This window comes from Pseudanabaena minima str. Chao 2107 (assembly GCF_051131155.1).
GTDB classification, from domain to species: domain Bacteria; phylum Cyanobacteriota; class Cyanobacteriia; order Pseudanabaenales; family Pseudanabaenaceae; genus Pseudanabaena; species Pseudanabaena minima.
Window position 1 is genome coordinate 2,338,070 of record NZ_CP159508.1, and the last position, 17,548, is coordinate 2,355,617.

19 protein-coding genes and 1 tRNA gene are annotated in these 17,548 nt (G+C 42.7%); 12 read left to right on the forward strand and 8 right to left on the reverse strand.

Annotated elements, in window-relative coordinates; genetic code table 11:
* Nucleotides 1–81 precede the first annotated feature (81 nt).
* Nucleotides 82–993 carry an ornithine carbamoyltransferase gene (gene argF / locus ABM313_RS10560; protein WP_434687815.1) on the forward strand — a complete coding sequence of 304 codons (912 nt, stop codon included), beginning with the start codon at nt 82–84 and terminating at the stop codon, nt 991–993.
* Between the two features lie 112 nt (nt 994–1,105).
* A complete protein-coding gene (locus ABM313_RS10565) occupies nt 1,106–2,209 on the forward strand; it encodes an adenylate/guanylate cyclase domain-containing protein (protein ID WP_434687817.1) in 1,104 nt (367 codons plus the stop codon).
* Nucleotides 2,210–2,295: 86 nt separating this feature from the next.
* Here ABM313_RS10565 and ABM313_RS10570 read toward each other — a convergent pair whose 3' ends face one another.
* The 4 genes from ABM313_RS10570 to ABM313_RS10585 form a co-directional block, all read right to left on the reverse strand.
* Nucleotides 2,296–3,366 carry a response regulator gene (locus tag ABM313_RS10570; protein ID WP_434687819.1) on the reverse strand — a complete coding sequence of 357 codons (1,071 nt, stop codon included), beginning with the start codon at nt 3,364–3,366 and terminating at the stop codon, nt 2,296–2,298.
* 233 nt (nt 3,367–3,599) lie between these two features.
* Nucleotides 3,600–3,983, reverse strand: coding sequence for a DUF1636 family protein (locus ABM313_RS10575; RefSeq protein WP_434687821.1), 384 nt, complete (start codon nt 3,981–3,983; stop codon nt 3,600–3,602).
* Between the two features lie 116 nt (nt 3,984–4,099).
* Nucleotides 4,100–4,378 (reverse strand): DUF2973 domain-containing protein, encoded by a 279-nt coding sequence (locus tag ABM313_RS10580; RefSeq protein WP_190580749.1) that lies wholly within the window; start codon nt 4,376–4,378, stop codon nt 4,100–4,102.
* 77 nt (nt 4,379–4,455) lie between these two features.
* Entirely contained in the window at nt 4,456–4,773 is a 318-nt protein-coding gene (locus tag ABM313_RS10585; RefSeq protein WP_281006949.1) for a DUF2605 domain-containing protein, read from the reverse strand.
* A 112-nt stretch (nt 4,774–4,885) separates the two neighbouring features.
* On the opposite strand from ABM313_RS10585, the gene mazG reads away from it, so the two are divergent.
* Nucleotides 4,886–5,707: a nucleoside triphosphate pyrophosphohydrolase gene (gene mazG, locus ABM313_RS10590; RefSeq protein ID WP_434687823.1), complete on the forward strand. Its 822-nt coding sequence runs from the start codon at nt 4,886–4,888 to the stop codon at nt 5,705–5,707.
* Between the two features lie 23 nt (nt 5,708–5,730).
* On the opposite strand, the gene ABM313_RS10595 is transcribed toward mazG, so the two are convergent.
* Together ABM313_RS10595 and ABM313_RS10600 are read right to left on the reverse strand one after the other, a co-directional pair.
* Nucleotides 5,731–5,910, reverse strand: coding sequence for a hypothetical protein (locus ABM313_RS10595; RefSeq protein WP_434687825.1), 180 nt, complete (start codon nt 5,908–5,910; stop codon nt 5,731–5,733).
* Between the two features lie 122 nt (nt 5,911–6,032).
* A tRNA-Leu gene (locus ABM313_RS10600) sits at nt 6,033–6,113 on the reverse strand.
* Between the two features lie 394 nt (nt 6,114–6,507).
* Here ABM313_RS10600 and ABM313_RS10605 point away from each other — a divergent pair.
* The 5 genes from ABM313_RS10605 to ABM313_RS10625 all read left to right on the forward strand — a co-directional run bounded on the left by ABM313_RS10605 (nt 6,508) and on the right by ABM313_RS10625 (nt 10,627).
* On the forward strand, nt 6,508–7,428 hold the full coding sequence (locus ABM313_RS10605) for an alpha/beta hydrolase (RefSeq protein WP_434687827.1): 921 nt from the start codon (nt 6,508–6,510) through the stop codon (nt 7,426–7,428).
* A gap of 238 nt (nt 7,429–7,666) precedes the next feature.
* On the forward strand, nt 7,667–7,885 hold the full coding sequence (locus ABM313_RS10610; RefSeq protein WP_434687828.1) for a hypothetical protein: 219 nt from the start codon (nt 7,667–7,669) through the stop codon (nt 7,883–7,885).
* Between the two features lie 71 nt (nt 7,886–7,956).
* A complete protein-coding gene (locus tag ABM313_RS10615; RefSeq protein WP_434687830.1) occupies nt 7,957–8,184 on the forward strand; it encodes a DUF2281 domain-containing protein in 228 nt (75 codons plus the stop codon).
* Complete coding sequence (locus ABM313_RS10620; protein WP_434687832.1) at nt 8,181–8,435, forward strand: type II toxin-antitoxin system RelE family toxin; 255 nt, start codon at nt 8,181–8,183, stop codon at nt 8,433–8,435. The genes ABM313_RS10615 and ABM313_RS10620 overlap by 4 nt, the downstream gene beginning before the upstream one ends.
* A gap of 140 nt (nt 8,436–8,575) precedes the next feature.
* The gene (locus tag ABM313_RS10625) at nt 8,576–10,627 is read left to right on the forward strand and encodes an endonuclease MutS2 (RefSeq protein WP_434687834.1); all 2,052 of its coding nucleotides are present in this window, start codon (nt 8,576–8,578) and stop codon (nt 10,625–10,627) included.
* 132 nt (nt 10,628–10,759) lie between these two features.
* Here the strand turns inward: ABM313_RS10625 and ABM313_RS10630 are convergent, their stop codons facing one another.
* Entirely contained in the window at nt 10,760–11,425 is a 666-nt protein-coding gene (locus tag ABM313_RS10630) for an HAD-IB family phosphatase (RefSeq protein WP_434687836.1), read from the reverse strand.
* A 372-nt stretch (nt 11,426–11,797) separates the two neighbouring features.
* On the opposite strand from ABM313_RS10630, the gene ABM313_RS10635 reads away from it, so the two are divergent.
* Nucleotides 11,798–12,253, forward strand: a complete 456-nt coding sequence (locus ABM313_RS10635; protein ID WP_434687838.1) for a nitrate reductase associated protein — start codon at nt 11,798–11,800, stop codon at nt 12,251–12,253.
* A gap of 31 nt (nt 12,254–12,284) precedes the next feature.
* Here ABM313_RS10635 and ABM313_RS10640 read toward each other — a convergent pair whose 3' ends face one another.
* Complete coding sequence (locus ABM313_RS10640) at nt 12,285–12,962, reverse strand: response regulator transcription factor (RefSeq protein ID WP_434687839.1); 678 nt, start codon at nt 12,960–12,962, stop codon at nt 12,285–12,287.
* A gap of 425 nt (nt 12,963–13,387) precedes the next feature.
* Here ABM313_RS10640 and hemL point away from each other — a divergent pair, with 425 nt between their 5' ends.
* The 3 genes from hemL (at nt 13,388) to ftsH (ending at nt 17,541) form a co-directional block, all read left to right on the forward strand.
* Nucleotides 13,388–14,698 carry a glutamate-1-semialdehyde 2,1-aminomutase gene (gene hemL, locus ABM313_RS10645; protein ID WP_434687840.1) on the forward strand — a complete coding sequence of 437 codons (1,311 nt, stop codon included), beginning with the start codon at nt 13,388–13,390 and terminating at the stop codon, nt 14,696–14,698.
* A gap of 181 nt (nt 14,699–14,879) precedes the next feature.
* Complete coding sequence (locus ABM313_RS10650; protein ID WP_434687842.1) at nt 14,880–15,506, forward strand: hypothetical protein; 627 nt, start codon at nt 14,880–14,882, stop codon at nt 15,504–15,506.
* A gap of 148 nt (nt 15,507–15,654) precedes the next feature.
* A complete protein-coding gene (gene ftsH / locus ABM313_RS10655) occupies nt 15,655–17,541 on the forward strand; it encodes an ATP-dependent zinc metalloprotease FtsH (RefSeq protein WP_434687843.1) in 1,887 nt (628 codons plus the stop codon).
* The last annotated feature ends 7 nt before the right edge of the window (nt 17,542–17,548 follow it).

The following is a 17,548-nucleotide window of genomic DNA, read 5'->3' on the forward strand; positions in this document are numbered from 1 at the left end:
CTAAAAAAGCGGTTTTTGATCAGGGTAAAGCGCTGTAAGTTGATGATACAGTCATTACAAGATCTTTTCTAACTAACAACAATGGGAAACCTTCAGGGACGCGATCTTCTTAGTTTGGCAGATTTGCAACCAAGCGAAATTCAGGAATTGCTGACACTTGCCAAACAACTCAAAGCAGGAGAAGTCCAGTTTGACTTTCAGCGTAAGACTCTTGGCTTGCTGTTTCGCAAAGCGTCAACAAGAACGCGAGTTAGCTTTACCGTCGCCATGCATCAACTGGGGGGACATGTGATTGACCTCGATCCAAATGTGACTCAAGTCAGTCGTGGCGAACCCATAGAAGATACTGCCAGAGTTCTTGATCGCTATTTAGATGTTTTGGCAATTCGTACCTTTGAGCAAGCAGAATTAGAAACCTTTGCCAAATTCTCGAAGATCCCGATTATTAACGCCCTCAGCGATTTAGAGCATCCATGCCAAGTGCTTGCGGATTTGCTAACCGTGATGGAAAACTTCGGCTCTTTGAAAGGTTTAACCCTTACTTATCTTGGTGATGGTAATAATATGGCGCATTCCCTGATGATTGGTTGCGCCCTTGTGGGGATGAATGTGCGGATTGCCTCACCCAAAAACTTTATGCCCGATCCGACCATTGTTGCGCAAGCCAAAGCTTTAGCTGAAAATTCGGAGGTTATTGTCACCGAAGATCCAAAATTAGCATCACGGGCTGCCCATGTACTTTATACCGATGTATGGGCAAGTATGGGGCAAGAGTCAGAAGCAGAAGATCGGATTCCCATTTTTCAGCCCTACCAGTTGAATGCAGAGCTAATGGCTTTAGCCGATCAGCAAGCGATCGCCCTACATTGCTTACCTGCCCATCGTGGTGAAGAGATTACTAATGAAGTAATGGAAGGATCGCAATCACGCATTTGGGATGAAGCCGAAAACCGCCTTCATGCTCAAAAAGCTTTGCTAGCTAGCGTGCTCTAGATTAAAGCCGCACGCAAAGCGGCTTTAATCTCATTTTTTGAGAAGTACACTTGAGACGCATCAGTTCATAAACAGCCAAATTAATCGCCTTAGCGATATTGAAGATGCAACTATGCTAAATCTCTTTAATTCATCAAAAAATAAGACTAATCAGGCGATTTCCCAAGCCGTAAAGTCCTTAAGTCGGTATGGGGTTAGCACGATTGATCAAGACAATTTTATTGATTTTTTACAGGGTCAAGATAGCCGATTTCTTTACCATACCAATCCCCGCCTCATTGCTGAACATTTGAAACTCTCAGAGCGCGAGACCTTAAAACTTTTAGTCATGGCTCTAAAGGAAGGAATTGTGATGCTGAATTGGGATATTCAATGTCCAAAATGTCAGGGAATTGATTTTGCTGCAACTCAATTGGGAGAGCTAAGAACATGGCATGTTTGTCCCGTATGTCATCACAAGCATGAATCTGATGCTGACCAACAGGTGCGCGTTACCTTTAGCATTGATGAACGATTGCGTTCGCTACCACAGGAAGCAAATGATCCAGTATTTCGCGCTCATAACGATGCAAAATATGGCGTAGTTTCAGGACATCGGCTCTTAACTTTGCAAATGTTTCGTGAGCTATTTCCTCGCGAGACTATACCGCCCAATGAGAGTTTACTGATTCGACAAGTCACAATTCTCTTTACTGATTTAGCTGGCTCCACTGCTCTCTATAGCCAAAAAGGAGATTCTCAAGCCTATAGTCTGGTACGTCAACATTTTGACTTTCTCTTTGAAATCGTCGATCAGCATAATGGAGCCGTAATTAAGACCATCGGTGATGCAATTATGGCAACATTTACTTCGCCAGATGATGGACTCAAGGCCGCGATCGCCATGCAGTCAAAAATGCAAGATTTTAATCGTCGTTTTGAATCTGCGGAGCAGCAACTAATTCTCAAAGTTGGTGTCCATGCGGGTGCTTGTATTAGCGTTAATCTCAATGATCGCTCGGACTACTTTGGGACAACCGTTAACACAGCAGCAAGAGTCCAAGGACTAAGCGAAGGCAATGACATTGTGTTCACAGCCTCTTTACGAAATCAAGCTCAAGCGATCGAGGCGATAAAAGATTACATTTGCGAAGAGAGTTCTGTATTTTTGAAAGGTTTAAGTGAACCAGTATCAGTTTTTCGGATGAGAGCTAATCAAACGACAAAACCCAAATAGTGTGAGGCGGCGCGAAGCGCCACCTCCTCACACTATTTGGGTTTTGAGTTGCACTAACGCATCCTACAAAAATTGAGCTTTCTCACTTAGCGCTTACAATATTTTTCTACTGTTGTCAGTAATTCTTTCTCTCCAAATGGTTTAGTTAAATATTCCGTAGCTCCCACCATCCGAGCTTTAACGCGATCAATGAAGCCATCTTTTCCCGTTAGCATGATAATCGGAACCTTGGCAAATGCACTCGATTTACGCAGCATTCCACATAGTTCGTATCCATCAATCTCTGGCATTGTGATATCACACAAAATCAGATCAGGATTATGTTGAAAAATCAAACTTAAAGCCTTAATCGGACTCGAAACCGCCATAACTTGAAAGCCATGATTATGCAAAATATACTCAACTGCCCGACAGATGGTCACACTATCGTCAATACATAAAATTCTGGGCGACTGTACCTTTACTTGTAGCGGTACACTCATCGCTAATGGCGTAATCGCAACCTGTCCAACTGCGATCGCATCATAGATCATCTGTCCAATTTGACTAACATCCTTCCCCGCATATCGCGATAACTGACGAATTGTCGTCTTGCCATCAATCCAAGAACTTAAAGATGGCAAAGACTCTTGAGTGAGCAATACAGGACATTGATCGATCGACTGTAAAACTGGATAAAATTTCTTCCATGTTTGCAGTTGGCGTAAATATTCAGAACTAAACTGCGAAAACTTAAATCTTGTTAACTTTGGTGTGAGCGCAGCACTAATTTCAAAAACAAATGTGCCTTGATAGAGACCGATAATATCAAAAAGTACCTCTCGGATTGTGCTTTCCAGAATTGACTTAGCCTGAGTAGGACTGAGAATTTTGGATTCTAGAAGTGCCCAAATTTGTCCATATTCTAAAACATTAATTCCTAGTTTTGAGCTAGATAACTGATCGAGTGCATGGTCTAACCCTAATCCATGCAAATAATCGTGCAGACGAGTCAAGTTGCTATCAGTATCGGTGGCGTAGATCAATTCTCCGTTATCAAAAAATAAAAACCAGAATTTCCCTGTACTAGATTCAATCAACAACTCACCAGTTCGCTGTCCAAACTCGATCAGGTTGATAATAGTATGTACGTCAATTTCTCTGAGCGTGCCTTGCATGGGGTGTTACAAATTTGAGTTTTATTTTTGTATGTACAGAGGTCTGTCCACATTACCAGAATTTCTTTTAGCCCCTTGATTTTAAGGCTTTTTTACAGCAATTCTCATTATGAAAACGATTTTGATGTTTCCAGCACCGAAAGCACTGGAAACACCAAAATCGTTTTTTTGAAAACCTACCGACGGTGGGCTTTCAAAAAATTATAAAAAAAGAGCGTTAAACGCTCTTTTTTCTATAAAGGGGGGATACGGGCAATTACACCACTTTTCAGTGGTTCAGGACGCTCTTTCCAAGCAAGCATCCCATCGGGGCGATCGCTATATATTTCAGCACAGGACAAGATTGCTGATGCGGTGGTTGCCATATTTTCTACATCACTGGGTAAATCGCCAAACAAGTAGGAATATTTACCCTCAGAGGCAAAGGCTACAGCGCAAGCATGGCTACATGCACTCATACAGGAAACTGCACGAATTTCAAACTGCGATCGCTTTTCCCAATTTTGGTGTAATTGAGAAAGTGTTTTTAGCAATGTTTCACCGCCACTAATACCTACCTTATTGCCATTTTGCCAAGTGCTGGCACAGGTCGTACAAACTAATAGCCTATGGGTCATCCGTACCTCAATGAAAAACAAACCAATGCACAAATATTTTGAAATTCTTACTTTGTAAGAATTTCAAAATATTTGTGCATTGGGGCTTGAGCGCAAAGCAATGTGACTTAACCTTACTATTTGTCGCCACTAGGTGACGAGTTATAGAGAGCATCTAGTCTTGAACGCGCATCATCAACATTAATCGATTTGATTACCATTAATGGCTCATCGATATATTTGCCATCTTTATCCCATAGTTCAGGATGAGCGTATTGAGGCGATACTCGGCGACTACGATTATCTTGGTAGCTGCGTGAGTCATTTTGGGAAAGTGCGATCATGCTGCGAATGAGATTACTAATCGCAAAAATGGAGAGGATCGTAAAAGCGAGTATATAAAGGATCTGTACCATATCTACTTTCCTAAAAAAATATGTAAATTAAGTGAACTAAAGTTTGAGAGGAGAAATCAAGGATCAAAATTAAAGTTTTAAATTACTTGATTACGATAGTAGCGCATCCCCACGGCTTGACACTCCATAAGTAGTTGATGCCAAGGTTTCATTGTTGCCATGTCTACGCCAACTTGGTGTCCTGTAACGCGAAACAAGGAGATCGCCACAGCAACTTCTTTAAGAGCATTTTCAACTCGTTCTAGTAAATTTCTTTGTTCAGTCTCTTGCAAAAAATCTATGCGTTCACTGGAGAGTAGTTTTTGAGAGCGGTCAAACCAATAGGTGAAATCTTCTAGTAATGGCTCTAGAAGTTGTCTGAGCATTTCAGGATCAGGACTAGCAGTATTACTCATAGGTCAGATCTCTAGCAGCAAGATTGGTGCTGTGTATAGTGTGTTAAAAGCAGTTTTTTTTATACTAATTATTATAGCATTTTGTTACTTTTCTTAACATTAAACAAATCTTATGACTTTTGAGCCAACCGTTGAAGCTTCGGCAAACTTGATCGCATTGCAGCACCTAATTGATGTGGTAGCGAAATTACGATCGCCTGATGGTGGATGTCCTTGGGATTTGGAGCAAACGCCTAAAAGCTTGATTCCCTACGTGATTGAGGAAGCCTATGAGGTGGTGGATGCAATTCAGGGTGGTGATAGTAAGGCGATCGCCGAAGAGCTAGGTGACCTATTAATGCAAGTGGTCTTGCAGTCCCAAATTGCTAGTGAAAATAATCAATTTGCGATCGCCGAAGTTGCCGAAGGCATCGCCCAAAAGTTAATTCGTCGCCATCCTCATGTATTTAGCGATGTCAAAGCTGACAGCATGGATGAAATTCATCAAAACTGGGAAAAGATTAAAGCTGAAGAAAAGGGAGAAAATTTAGCAGATACTCAAAAGCTGAGCTACAAACTCAAGCGGTATGCGCGATCGCTGCCGCCTTTAACGGCTGGAATGAAGATTTCCCAAAAGGCAGCCGCCAATGGGTTTGAGTGGGACAATGCCGATGGGGTATGGGCTAAGTTTCATGAAGAGTTAGATGAGCTGCGCCATGCCCTAGAGCATGAGTCTAAAGAAAATCAACAGGCGGAATTAGGGGACTTATTATTCACGCTGATCAATGTGGCGCGTTGGTACGATCTCGACCCATCCGAGGCTTTACAATCTACTAACCGCAAGTTTATTCAGCGTCTAGAGATGATTGAAACTTTAAGCGATCGCCCTATTGATAGTTTCACTGCCGACGAGCTAGATAATCTCTGGAAGCTTGCTAAAGAAAAACTCAGATAAATAAAGACTCGCAAAGCGAGTCTTTATTTATCTGTAGGAGCATCTGGAGGCAGAAAACGGGAATCAGAAATTTCAATCAACTTATCAATTGAGGTTTCAGCTAAAAGTTTACGAGCTTTAGCTAGATATTCTAAATGTGGGCATTTATCCCCAAGGACACAGCCATTGGTGCATTCTTCTTGACAATTAACTTGGCGAGACATGGATTTAAGAACAGTTTATACACTAAGACTCAAGGCTACTACAATCTCAGGACAGTCTCAATGTTGACCGTAAAAAAGAGAAAAGAGAGCGCAAAGCGCTCTCTTTTCTCTTTTTTATTTTATGCGGTCAGAGAGACTCGAACTCTCACAGCTTTCGCCACCACCACCTCAAGATGGCGTGTCTACCATTCCACCATGACCGCAATTGCTTTTTTAGTGCTTAACTATATTACAGCAGTGACGCATAATTGCAACATATTTTTGTTCACGCCATCAATTCTCATTTTTTGGCGCGTCGAATACGCGCCAAAAAATTTATGTTTCTAAGTGTTTTAAAAATACAAAATGGCTACGCTAAGTAGCTAGGCATAATTAATTACGAACCAAAACCCTTAGAGTTGCGCCCCGCAGGGGCGCAACTCTAAGGGTTTTGGTAATTTATTTTGCACAGGTACTTATTTTGTTACCTAGTATTATCGCTGCGGACTTTAACCTAAAAATTGGTTTCATAATTACAATTACTGTAGTCGATTAAAATTTAGGCACATTTTTTGGACTCTTCGTATCTTCACTGACAATATGGATTCTAAAACTTCAATGACTGAATCATCTCTAGAATCATCGCAACATGATCAGAGTGGGAAGCAAGCGCCAAAGCATTGGTTACGTCCTGTAGCGATCGCAGGAATTGCGATCGCTAGTTTTTATGGTTCAGTTTGTGCAGGATTATGGTTTGGTCAAACGAAGTTGGTGTTTTCACCAGAAAGGGAAATTACTACCACTCCTGCTCAATTTAATGCCAAGTATGAGGATGTCTTAATTCCAGTCAAAAATGCTGATGGTACAAGTGAAAATATTCATGGTTGGTGGTTACCTAATGCCAAACAGGAAGAAAAAGCAAATTTAAGCGATCGCCAAGTAATTTTGTATTTGCATGGCAAGGGTAAAAATATTAGTGCTAATGCTAAACATGCCAATCGCTTGATGCGAATGGGCTTGTCAGTATTATTGATTGATTATCGGGGCTATGGCAGAAGTGAAGGCGGATTTCCTAGTGAATCATCGGTTTATACAGATGCTCAGACAGCTTGGGATTATTTAATCAAAAAAGGCTATCAACCAAAGCAGATCATAATCTATGGACATTCGTTAGGTGGGGCGATCGCGATCGATCTTGCTATCAAGCATCCTGATGCCTTGGGAATGATTATTGATGCGTCATTTACATCTATGAGTGATATGGCACAACTCGATCCTAAATATCGAGTTTTCCCCATTGATTTATTGATTCATCAGCGCTTTGATTCGATCTCTAAGGTGAGATCGCTCGCTGTACCCGTACTTTATATCCACGGTACTGCGGATGATCTGATTCCTGCGGCAATGTCTCAACGCTTATACGAGGCAACTCCAACCAGAAAACAAATTGTGCTTATCCCCAATGGCGGACATAACAATAACGCCTCTACCAATGAGCCGTTATATTTAAATTCTATTCGTAGCTTCTTTAAGCTGTAAATACTACTAATCCTCTCCCAGTCAAGAATTTATGGTGCGGGGCAAATCTTTGCACCATAAATTCTTGACTATTGTTAAGTATTGCGTCAAAAGATTACGCTTCGTATCTAGGTAGATCTACCAAGAACGGCTGTATGATAAGTTCTATATCGAAAGTTATAGAAATAACTTCTCTAATCTCAATAAAACTAACAATTAGTCTTAAAAAATTACATTTAGTTTACATTCACATATTTTCATGAGAGGTAACGCGGTGACTAGCAATAAATCTGTAGCTCTTAAGCAAATTGATGTTCAAGGCGATCTGAGTGAATATGTCGCACATTTACAGTTACACATGGCATTGCAAGCTCGTAACCTCGTCCCGAATTTAAGTGGCGATCGCGCTCAGGATAGCCGTAGCAGAATGCTATCAAGTACTCAAGCCGATTTTGAGAGATTAGCTTCTCGCTTGTAATTTAAAAAAGGGGAGCGCATCGCGCTCCCCTTTTTTGTATTTGCTATGATTTAGAGAAAACAGTCCAAGCAATGACTACGAAAGAAAAGCTTATTCAAGAAATCGAAAAAACCCCCGATATACTGCTGGATAATTTATTGGATTTTCTTCTGTTTGTCAGAAATCGTTATGAAGACAAGAAAATTTCTGAAGACAATGAAATCTCTATGGAAGAGCAAGAAATTATTGTTGCTTCAAAGCAAGCTTTTGCATCTGGAGATTATCTTACGCTTGATGAGTATCTAGTCGGTCAGGCATGAGCTACCAAGTTATTATTCCGCGGCCTGTCCAGAAACAACTGAGCGTTTTCCCAAAATTATTTCAAAGTCGGATTATCACTGCTATTCAGCTTTTAGCTGAAAACCCTCGTCCAAACGGAGTTAAAAAACTCAAGGGGTATGAAAATACATATCGCATTCGGGTAAATGATTACCGTGTTATTTACGAAATTAAAGATCAAGAGTTAATAATTCTTTTGCTAAGTTGCAGTCATCGTAAGGATACTTATTGACAAGCAAATCTTTACCTTGATCAAGAACAGTGGGCTTAAGCCCCTTGTTCTTCAATTTTTTGGCACAATAGAAAAGTATGATCAAGACAAGTCAGCGCTGCTGACTTGTTTTGATGAGTAAAAAGCTATTTTGAGGTGTCATGCAAGCTGAGACGTTGGATTTGTTGGAATGGAATCGTTTATGTCAGCATTTATCAACATTTACAACGACAAAGCTGGGCGCGATCGCCTCGGCACATTTACCCATACCTGATCGCTATGAAGACACCTTAGAGTTACTTACCCAAACTAAAGAAGCCTATGCCCTCGAAGAGCGAAGTGCAGGCGTATCTTTAGATGGGATTCAAAATATTACGGAGGCCGTATTTCGTGCCGAAAAACAGGGGATTTTGTCGGCTGCTGAGCTATGGGCGATCGCGACGACTTTGGCAGGAGCGCGAAACTTGCGTCGTCAGCTAGACAATGCTGATTACTGCCCAAATTTGCAAGTACTGGCTAGCGAATTGCGGACTTATCCTGATGTCGAGCAGGAAATTTATCGCTGTATTGATGAAGGCGGAAATGTCTTAGATCGTGCTTCGGTAAGGTTAGGGGAAATTCGCCATGAGTTAACCTCAGTGCGTGATCAAATTATTACGAAACTGCAAAATATCATGCAGCGCAATGCTAGCTCGTTGCAGGAGCAGATTATTACCCAACGTAGCGATCGCTATGTTTTATCAGTAAAGTCGCCCCAACGCGATCGCGTCCCAGGAGTCATTCATGATACTTCCAGTACAGGGATGACTCTATTTGTCGAGCCAAACTCGATCGTACAGTCCAATAATCGCTTGCGGCAATTGCTAAAAATGGAGCAAGCCCAAATCGAGATTATTTTGGCGGAACTGAGTGCCAAGATTACGGCGATCGCTGAAGATTTACAAAGATTGCTAATTATCGTGACTAAGATCGATCTTGCTGTAGCAAGAGCAAGGTATGGCTATTGGCTAGGAGCGAATCCACCTCATTTTTTAGAGAGTGAGGCGATCGTCTTGCGCCAGTTGCGTCACCCATTACTGGTATGGCAACAACAAAACGAGGAAGGTCGTGAAGTTGTGCCTGTGGATGTGTTGATTTCACCGCAGATCTCCGTAGTTGTCATAACAGGACCAAATACAGGCGGCAAAACCGCAACTTTAAAAACTTTTGGATTAGCGGCTCTAATGGCAAAGGCGGGAATGTTTATTCCCGCTAAAGAACCTGTAGAAATGCCTTGGTTTGATCTTGTACTTGCTGATATTGGTGATGAGCAGTCATTACAGCAAAATCTATCGACTTTTTCAGGGCATATTCGCCGCATTGGGAGAATTTTAGACTCACTTTCGCACCAATCTCTAGTACTTCTCGATGAAGTTGGGGCAGGGACTGATCCATCCGAAGGCAGCGCGATCGCTACGGCTTTGTTGGAATATCTGGGCGAACATACAAGACTCGCGATCGCCACGACGCACTTCGGCGAACTCAAGGCTCTGAAATACCAAAATCCTAAATTTGAAAATGCTTCAGTAGAGTTTGATGATGCCTCCCTTGCGCCCACCTATCGTTTGTTATGGGGCATTCCTGGGCGTTCTAATGCCCTTGCGATCGCAGGTCGGTTAGGTTTACCACAGGACATTCTCGAAGCAGCGCAGGTGCGCGTGGGTATTGGCTCTGCTGAGATGAATGATGTAATCGCGGAACTGGAAGCCCAACGCCGTGAACAAACCCAAAAAACTGAAGCTGCTGCCCATTTGCTCTCAGAAACAGAGCGCTTGCATAAAGAAATTTTGGATCGTGCTGAACTAATGCGATTGCAGGCTAAGGAATTGCGTGAACGTCAAGAAAAAGAGGTGAATGCGGCGATCGCTCAAGCCCAAAAGGAAGTCGGTCGAGTCATCCGCAAATTGCAAAAAGGTGAACAATTAGGTGAACAGCTAGTTGCGGATGTACAACGTACTGAGCAGAGAATTGAGGAACTAACCAAGCGTCATCTACCTGTGGTGCCTGAAGAAAAAGTTGAGGTGCAGGTAAAAATCGGCGATCGCGTTCGCATTCCCAAATTTGGGAAGGTTGCTCAAGTGCTGACAGTTCCCAATAGTTCGGGTGAATTTTCGGTGCGGCTTGGACATATGAAGCTATCAGTTAGTCTCGCCGACATCGAAATTATCAAGTAGATTAACACGGTTGAATCTATAGCTGTCGCCAAGTGTATTACCCAAGAGGCGAATGGCGGCGCTTCGCGCCGCCATTCGCCTCTTGGGTTTTGCTTTTGTCCTAACATAAGTGACGGTAGCTATACTTGAGAACTAATGAGCAGACCCTTCTAACGGAGTTAGCTCTTTGCTTAAATATTGAGCTAGCCGATCGCGAACATCAAAAAAATCGTTCCATGCAAAATATGGCTTGTGATATTCCTCATCTAAATAGTTGGCAAGGCGATCGCGGGCAAACACAATCGGTACATGTAGCGCCATCTGCAAATCCGTAATCGAGTCACCGATCGCGATCGCCTCATCACAATCATATGCTGCGATCACCTGCACCTTAGCCATTAGCTCGTTTCCATGCTCGTACTGCGAACTAACTTGCAAAAATTCACCCGTGCGATCAAGTTCACAGGCATGAAGCCCCAACAAGCGATCACGCAGATCGCCAACTACCGTTTCAACCATGCAGCGCAAACCACCTGAAACTATGACAAGGGGAATATTTTGAGCATCCAGAAAATCCAAAAACTCCACAAAACCACGTCGAATTTTATAGGGCTTGGATAGTTCAATAATTTTGTCATAGCTTGCCGTGGGAATTTCTTCGATCAAGAGCCGCACCCCATCACGTAGGGTTAGCCGTCGTGCAAAAATTTCAGGCAAAATGCGATCGCAAGTTTCAGGGACAATTTGCCGCAGGATCGTCACAAAGGTGTCTTCGGTCGTAATCGTGCCGTCAAAATCACAAAAAACTATCCGCTTCACAAACGCCTCTCACTATGCATTATTAAGTTTCTTAAACAAGTATATATACTTATTCCCAAAAGCATAGGCAGCGCTTTGCGCCATCTATGCTTTTTAATTTCTATTAGAGCGTGAAGCGCTATAAAATGCGATCGCATCTTGTGGCAATTTTTAAAAGGACGCTAAGGAATATGCAATAGGATAAAGGATCGATTTTTGTGACGAGGCAAAGTTGCATCACAAGGCAATCTGATTCTTTATCAAATCGCGGAACCATCACCTTTTGAAAATCCAAAAATCTGATTAGCTTTTGTTTTTAATTTTTTGAAGTGTAGTTAGACTTCAAAAAGTTGAAATGAAAGCAAGTTTTCTCATCGCATAGCCCTGTCCAATATGTTGCAATTTTTCCATTTTGAAGCCGATTTTGTTGCTGCCTTGCGCTGTATTCCTATGCAGGTACGCTACAAGCTAGACACCTGTGGCATTAAACTCTCATTGCAACATTGGCTAAGTTTTTCCACGGTACAGCGTCAAAAACTAATTGATTTGCCTTGTGCTACTAGCGAAGAAATCGAAAAATATAGAGAACATCTGCGATCGCAAGTTTTTCAAAATTTCAACATATATCCTAGTAATTTGCCCATTGAACAAGAGCCTGCGTGGATGCAAACCAATGTGCTTCCCCTTAGTGTTTTACAGCAAGCGCAGGAGTTAAACATGGCGATCGCCCTAACTCAATGGCAAAATCTCACCCCACTACAACGTTTTGCTCTAATTAAGCTCAGTACATCCCATCACGAAAACAATAATTTCTTACCCGCCTTGCGAGAATTTGGGCTTACTACATAAAGAAAAAGGAGTGCTTTGCACTCCTTTTTCTTTATGAAAGCTGACTTAAACGATAGCCAACACCGTGAATCGTCTCGATCAAATTGTGAGGAGCAGCAGCACCCTTCAACTTGTTCCGCAGACTCTTAATAGTGGCATTGATGGTATCTTCTCTAGGTGGATCAGTAAGCGACCAAACATGTTCCACAATCGTGATCCGCTTTAGGACTTGACGACCATGATGGAGCAACAACTCTAATATGTTGTACTCCTTAGGAGTCAAATGCACAGATTGTCCTGCATAGGAAACCTCATGCATACCAGGATCGAGTTGCAGTTCCCCCCAACGCAAAACTGTGGGTTCTGCAATCTGAGCACGGCGTGATAAAGCACGAATACGAGCCATCAACTCAGGTGGATCAATCGGTTTGACGAGATAATCATCAGCACCTGCATCTAGACCCTGAACCTTGTCAGAACTCATATCAAGTGCAGTCACCATCAAAATCGGGATGTTATTGCCATGCGCCCGTAAACGACGACATAAGTTAATTCCATCCAGCTTTGGCAGCATTACATCTAGCAAGATCAGGTTATAATCGTCGGCTTGAGATTTCTCCCAGCCTTCTTCACCATCTCTCGCAATGTCTACAACACAATGTTGACCAGTTAACACTTCGGCTAACGTGTCAGCTAAATTGGCATCATCTTCTACAAGGAGAATTCTCATTGGATCGATCAAATCTCAGTTATTTAAGTTTGATAGGTGCTTAGCTATATGCTAACGGATACCTTTGCAGGTTTATGAAGAATATGAACTTTATAAATCTCGTTAACATGATTCACCCCTATCTAATTGCATCATATACGAAAGATCGAATGCTTTTTCATAAATGCAAAAATTTTAAGTATTATTGCGACAAAAAAATCTATATTCGTTTTTAAACAAGAAATATATAGCAAAAAAATCATGTATAGCGCTTTGCGCTCAACTAATAATCCAGAGAAATTTTTGAAAGCGGCACGAAGCTAAGCTTTCAAAAATTTCTCTGTGCCACTGCAACTTTCTATTTGATTTCTGTGACGCTTGGATCGTTGCTGAGTTAAATTGATTCTATAGAGACTCAACAAACCCTAAAAAATCTTTGTTAAAAAATGATTGCGAATTTATCTACCTTTAAAACAACTGCATCTCAAGAAATTTTTACTAAAGCCAAGGAGCTAATGCCAGGCGGCGTAAGCTCTCCTGTCCGAGCCTTTAAATCAGTTGGTGGCGAGCCAATCGTGTTTGATCGTGTCAATGGAGCCTATGCGTGGGACATTGATGGCAATAAATACATTGACTACATCGGCTCATGGGGTCCTGCGATCGTGGGACATTCCCATCCCGAAGTCATCGAAGCATTACATAAGGCTCTCGAAAAAGGCACAAGTTTTGGCGCTCCTTGTGTTCTTGAAAACCAACTCGCCGAAATGGTCATCGAAGCTGTGCCTAGTGTAGAAATGGTACGCTTTGTAAACTCTGGCACTGAAGCTTGTATGTCCGTATTGCGCTTGATGAGAGCATTTACAGGTCGTGACAAAATTATCAAGTTTGAAGGTTGCTATCACGGTCATGCGGATATGTTCTTGGTTAAGGCTGGTTCGGGTGTCGCTACCCTTGGATTGCCTGACTCCCCTGGTGTGCCTAAATCCACAACAGCCAATACATTGACTGCTCCTTATAACGATCTTGAAGCAGTCAAAGCATTATTTGCAGAAAACCCTGATCAAATCTCTGGCATAATTATTGAGCCAGTAGTTGGTAATGCTGGATGCATTGTGCCGAAGGAAGGATTCTTGCAGGGATTGAAAGATCTCTGTAGTGCCAATGGTGCTTTATTGGTATTTGATGAAGTTATGACAGGATTCCGACTTTCCTATGGTGGTGCACAGGCTCGTTTTGGCGTTACTCCTGACTTGACCACAATGGGCAAAGTCATCGGTGGTGGTTTGCCTGTAGGAGCCTATGGTGGTCGCAAAGATATTATGTCGATGGTTGCACCTGCTGGCCCCATGTATCAGGCTGGAACATTGTCGGGTAATCCTTTGGCGATGACCGCAGGGATCAAAACGATGGAAATTCTCAAACGGTCTGGTTCTTACGAATATCTCGAACAGATTACCAAGAAATTAGCTGAAGGTATGTTGGCGATCGCCCATGAAACTGGACATGCGGCTACAGGTAATATTGTTGGGGCGATGTTTGGAATGTTTTTCACTAGTCAACAAGTTTATGACTATGAAGATGCCAAAACTAGCGATACAGCTAAGTTTGCTAAATTTCATCGTGGCATGTTAGAGCATGGCGTTTATCTTGCGCCTTCGCAGTTTGAGGCTGGTTTCACCTCCCTTGCTCATACTGATGCTGATGTGGAAGCGACATTAGCCGCGACTCGTGCAGTATTGTCGCAAATTGCCGCTTAAAACAATTTTGATGAGATGGGCTTTGCTCATCTCATCAAAAAAAGTTCATATCGTAACAGCTTTCGCAAAAAGTCATTTACAATGTTGGTTAATTATTTCTAGGCTGATTCGCTTAAGCTCATTTCGCAAGTCCATTCAGCTTAGAACATCAAAGCATTGAAATTTCTCCTACACAAATCTGATGCTGACAGAAAACTCAACTGCTAGTACTAAATCTAATAATGGTAATTACAACGGCTCCCCTGCGCCTTTACCAAGAGCCGATTACTACATGAGCTTACACAAAGAGCTAGACCATCTTGAAGAAATGGTGCTGGAAAGTGGCCCTCGCGTGATGGGTCATACCGTCATCGATGAAGAAAAACTATGTCAGCAGATCGATCGCGTGAGATTGTCCGTACCTGAATCGATCGCTAAAGCCGAGGAGATCTTGCTCTACAAACAAGATCTAGTGGCTGAAGCCCAACAATACGCTGAGGATTTGATTAAATCTGCTGAATTAAGGGCAAGCCAGCTTTTAGAAGAATCAATGATTATTCGTCAGGCTGAGCAAGAGGCTAATCAAATTCGACGTGAACTCCAAGAGGAATGTGAACAGGTGCGATCGCAAACTCTTAATGAAGTCAATCAAATGCGTCGTCAAGCCCAAAAAGATCTGGACTTATTGCATCAACGAGTAACAGGTGAAGTCCAAGATATGCAGCGTGGTGCTGATGAATATAGCGATCGCGTGTTAGGTAATTTGGAATCTCAGCTAATCGACATGATCAAAATTGTGCAAAATGGCAGAAAAGAATTACGCCTCTAATACCTAATATCTACCAAAAGAAAAACACCCCCAAATGGGGGTGTTTTTCTTTTGGTAGATATTTACGATTGCGCGATCCCATTGATTGAGGATCATGGTAAGTTAAGTTTAGTTAAGAAATTATTTTGAACATCAGGCTCTTTGCTATATGAAATCCTCTTGGAGAACTGCACTGCTGTGGTTACTACCCATAGCGATCATCGGCTTTTTTGGCTGGCAGACTTTAATTGCTCGTCCTGCCCCTAGTCGTCCCACTGTGAACGCGGCAAATACCCGCATCGCCTACGGAAGATTCCTTGAATATCTTGATGAACATCGGGTACGCAAGGTTGATATTTTTGATGGTGGTCGCACGGCAGTAATCGTAGCAAGCGATCCCCAAATTGAAGGTAAAGAGCAACGCGCTAGAGTTGATTTGCCACTCTATGCACCTGAATTGATGGATAAACTCAATGAAGGCGGCGTAGATCTTGCCATTTATCCACCTAGCAACAATGGCGCAATCTGGGGCTTTATTAGCAATTTAATTTTCCCGATCGCTTTAATTGCTGGCTTGTTTTTCTTGTTCCGTCGCTCCAATCAAATGGGTGGACCTGGACAAGCAATGGACTTTGGTAAATCCAAGGCTCGTTTTGCGATGGATGCAAAGACAGGTGTAATGTTTGACGATGTCGCTGGCATCGAAGAAGCGAAGGAAGAACTACAGGAAGTTGTGACTTTCTTGAAAAAGCCCGAACGCTTTACGGCGGTTGGCGCAAAGATTCCTAAAGGCGTTTTGCTAATTGGTCCTCCAGGAACTGGTAAAACTTTGCTAGCCAAAGCGATCGCTGGTGAAGCTGGTGTACCTTTCTTCTCTGTGTCTGGTTCTGAGTTCGTGGAAATGTTTGTGGGTGTTGGTGCATCTCGTGTACGCGACTTGTTCAAGAAAGCTAAGGAAAATGCTCCTTGCATCATCTTTATCGATGAAATTGATGCCGTCGGTCGTCAACGTGGTGCTGGCATTGGTGGCGGTAACGATGAACGCGAACAAACTCTTAACCAAATCCTCACGGAAATGGATGGTTTTGAAGGCAACTCTGGCGTAATTGTCATTGCGGCAACTAACCGTGCCGATGTGCTTGACTCGGCACTGCTACGTCCAGGTCGTTTCGATCGCCAAATTGGTGTTGATCCACCTGACATCAAAGGTCGCTTGCAAGTTTTGAATGTTCATGCTCGCGATAAAAAGATTAGCCCTGAAGTTTCTCTAGAAGCGATCGCCCGTCGTACTCCAGGTTTTGCAGGTGCTGACCTTGCGAACTTGCTCAATGAAGCTGCAATTCTCACCGCTCGTCGTCGTAAGGATGCCATGACGATGGCGGAAATTGATGATGCAGTAGATAGAATTATTGCTGGTCTGGAAGGTAAAGCTCTCGTTGACAGTCGTAACAAGCGTTTGATTGCTTATCATGAAGTTGGTCATGCGATCGTCGGTACTTTGATGAAGGATCACGATCCTGTTCAGAAGGTAACTCTAATTCCCAGAGGTCAAGCGGCTGGTTTGACATGGTTCACTCCCGACGAAGAACAAACGCTAATCTCCCGTGGTCAAATTCTCGCAAGGATTACGGCGGCTCTCGGTGGTCGTGCTGCGGAAGAAGCGGTATTTGGTGCTGCGGAAGTAACTACAGGGGCAGGTGGTGACTTACAGCAAGTAAGCGGCATGGCACGTCAAATGGTCACTCGTTTTGGCATGTCGAATATTGGTCAGCTTGCCCTTGAAGGTCAAAGCTCTGAGGTATTTCTCGGACGCAGCATGGGTGGTGGATCGCAATATTCTGAAGATATTTCCGCTAAGATCGATCAGCAAGTTCGTGAAATCGTGCAGAAATGCTATCAAACAGCACTTCAGATCGTGTATGAAAATCGCACAGCGATCGATCGCGTTGTTGATCTTCTAGTTGAGAATGAAACTCTTGATGGTGACGAGTTCCGTCGCATTATTTCTGAGTACACTCCGCTTCCTGTAAAGGAACGTTTTGTTCCTCAGATCTAATAAAATC

Excerpts from the sequence above, each read along its gene's own strand:
- ABM313_RS10615 (WP_434687830.1), top strand. The coding sequence starts at position 7,957 with ATGACTACGAAAGAAAAGCTTATTCAAGAAATCGAAAAAACCCCCGAT.
- ABM313_RS10625 (WP_434687834.1), top strand. The coding sequence starts at position 8,576 with ATGCAAGCTGAGACGTTGGATTTGTTGGAATGGAATCGTTTATGTCAG.
- ABM313_RS10565 (WP_434687817.1), top strand. The coding sequence starts at position 1,106 with ATGCTAAATCTCTTTAATTCATCAAAAAATAAGACTAATCAGGCGATT.
- ABM313_RS10650 (WP_434687842.1), top strand. The coding sequence starts at position 14,880 with ATGCTGACAGAAAACTCAACTGCTAGTACTAAATCTAATAATGGTAAT.
- ftsH (WP_434687843.1), top strand. The coding sequence starts at position 15,655 with ATGAAATCCTCTTGGAGAACTGCACTGCTGTGGTTACTACCCATAGCG.
- mazG (WP_434687823.1), top strand. The coding sequence starts at position 4,886 with ATGACTTTTGAGCCAACCGTTGAAGCTTCGGCAAACTTGATCGCATTG.
- ABM313_RS10580 (WP_190580749.1), bottom strand. The coding sequence starts at position 4,378 with ATGGTACAGATCCTTTATATACTCGCTTTTACGATCCTCTCCATTTTT.
- ABM313_RS10640 (WP_434687839.1), bottom strand. The coding sequence starts at position 12,962 with ATGAGAATTCTCCTTGTAGAAGATGATGCCAATTTAGCTGACACGTTA.
- ABM313_RS10575 (WP_434687821.1), bottom strand. The coding sequence starts at position 3,983 with ATGACCCATAGGCTATTAGTTTGTACGACCTGTGCCAGCACTTGGCAA.
- hemL (WP_434687840.1), top strand. The coding sequence starts at position 13,388 with ATGATTGCGAATTTATCTACCTTTAAAACAACTGCATCTCAAGAAATT.
- ABM313_RS10635 (WP_434687838.1), top strand. The coding sequence starts at position 11,798 with ATGTTGCAATTTTTCCATTTTGAAGCCGATTTTGTTGCTGCCTTGCGC.
- ABM313_RS10610 (WP_434687828.1), top strand. The coding sequence starts at position 7,667 with ATGAGAGGTAACGCGGTGACTAGCAATAAATCTGTAGCTCTTAAGCAA.
- ABM313_RS10605 (WP_434687827.1), top strand. The coding sequence starts at position 6,508 with ATGACTGAATCATCTCTAGAATCATCGCAACATGATCAGAGTGGGAAG.
- ABM313_RS10595 (WP_434687825.1), bottom strand. The coding sequence starts at position 5,910 with ATGTCTCGCCAAGTTAATTGTCAAGAAGAATGCACCAATGGCTGTGTC.
- ABM313_RS10570 (WP_434687819.1), bottom strand. The coding sequence starts at position 3,366 with ATGCAAGGCACGCTCAGAGAAATTGACGTACATACTATTATCAACCTG.
- ABM313_RS10620 (WP_434687832.1), top strand. The coding sequence starts at position 8,181 with ATGAGCTACCAAGTTATTATTCCGCGGCCTGTCCAGAAACAACTGAGC.
- argF (WP_434687815.1), top strand. The coding sequence starts at position 82 with ATGGGAAACCTTCAGGGACGCGATCTTCTTAGTTTGGCAGATTTGCAA.
- ABM313_RS10585 (WP_281006949.1), bottom strand. The coding sequence starts at position 4,773 with ATGAGTAATACTGCTAGTCCTGATCCTGAAATGCTCAGACAACTTCTA.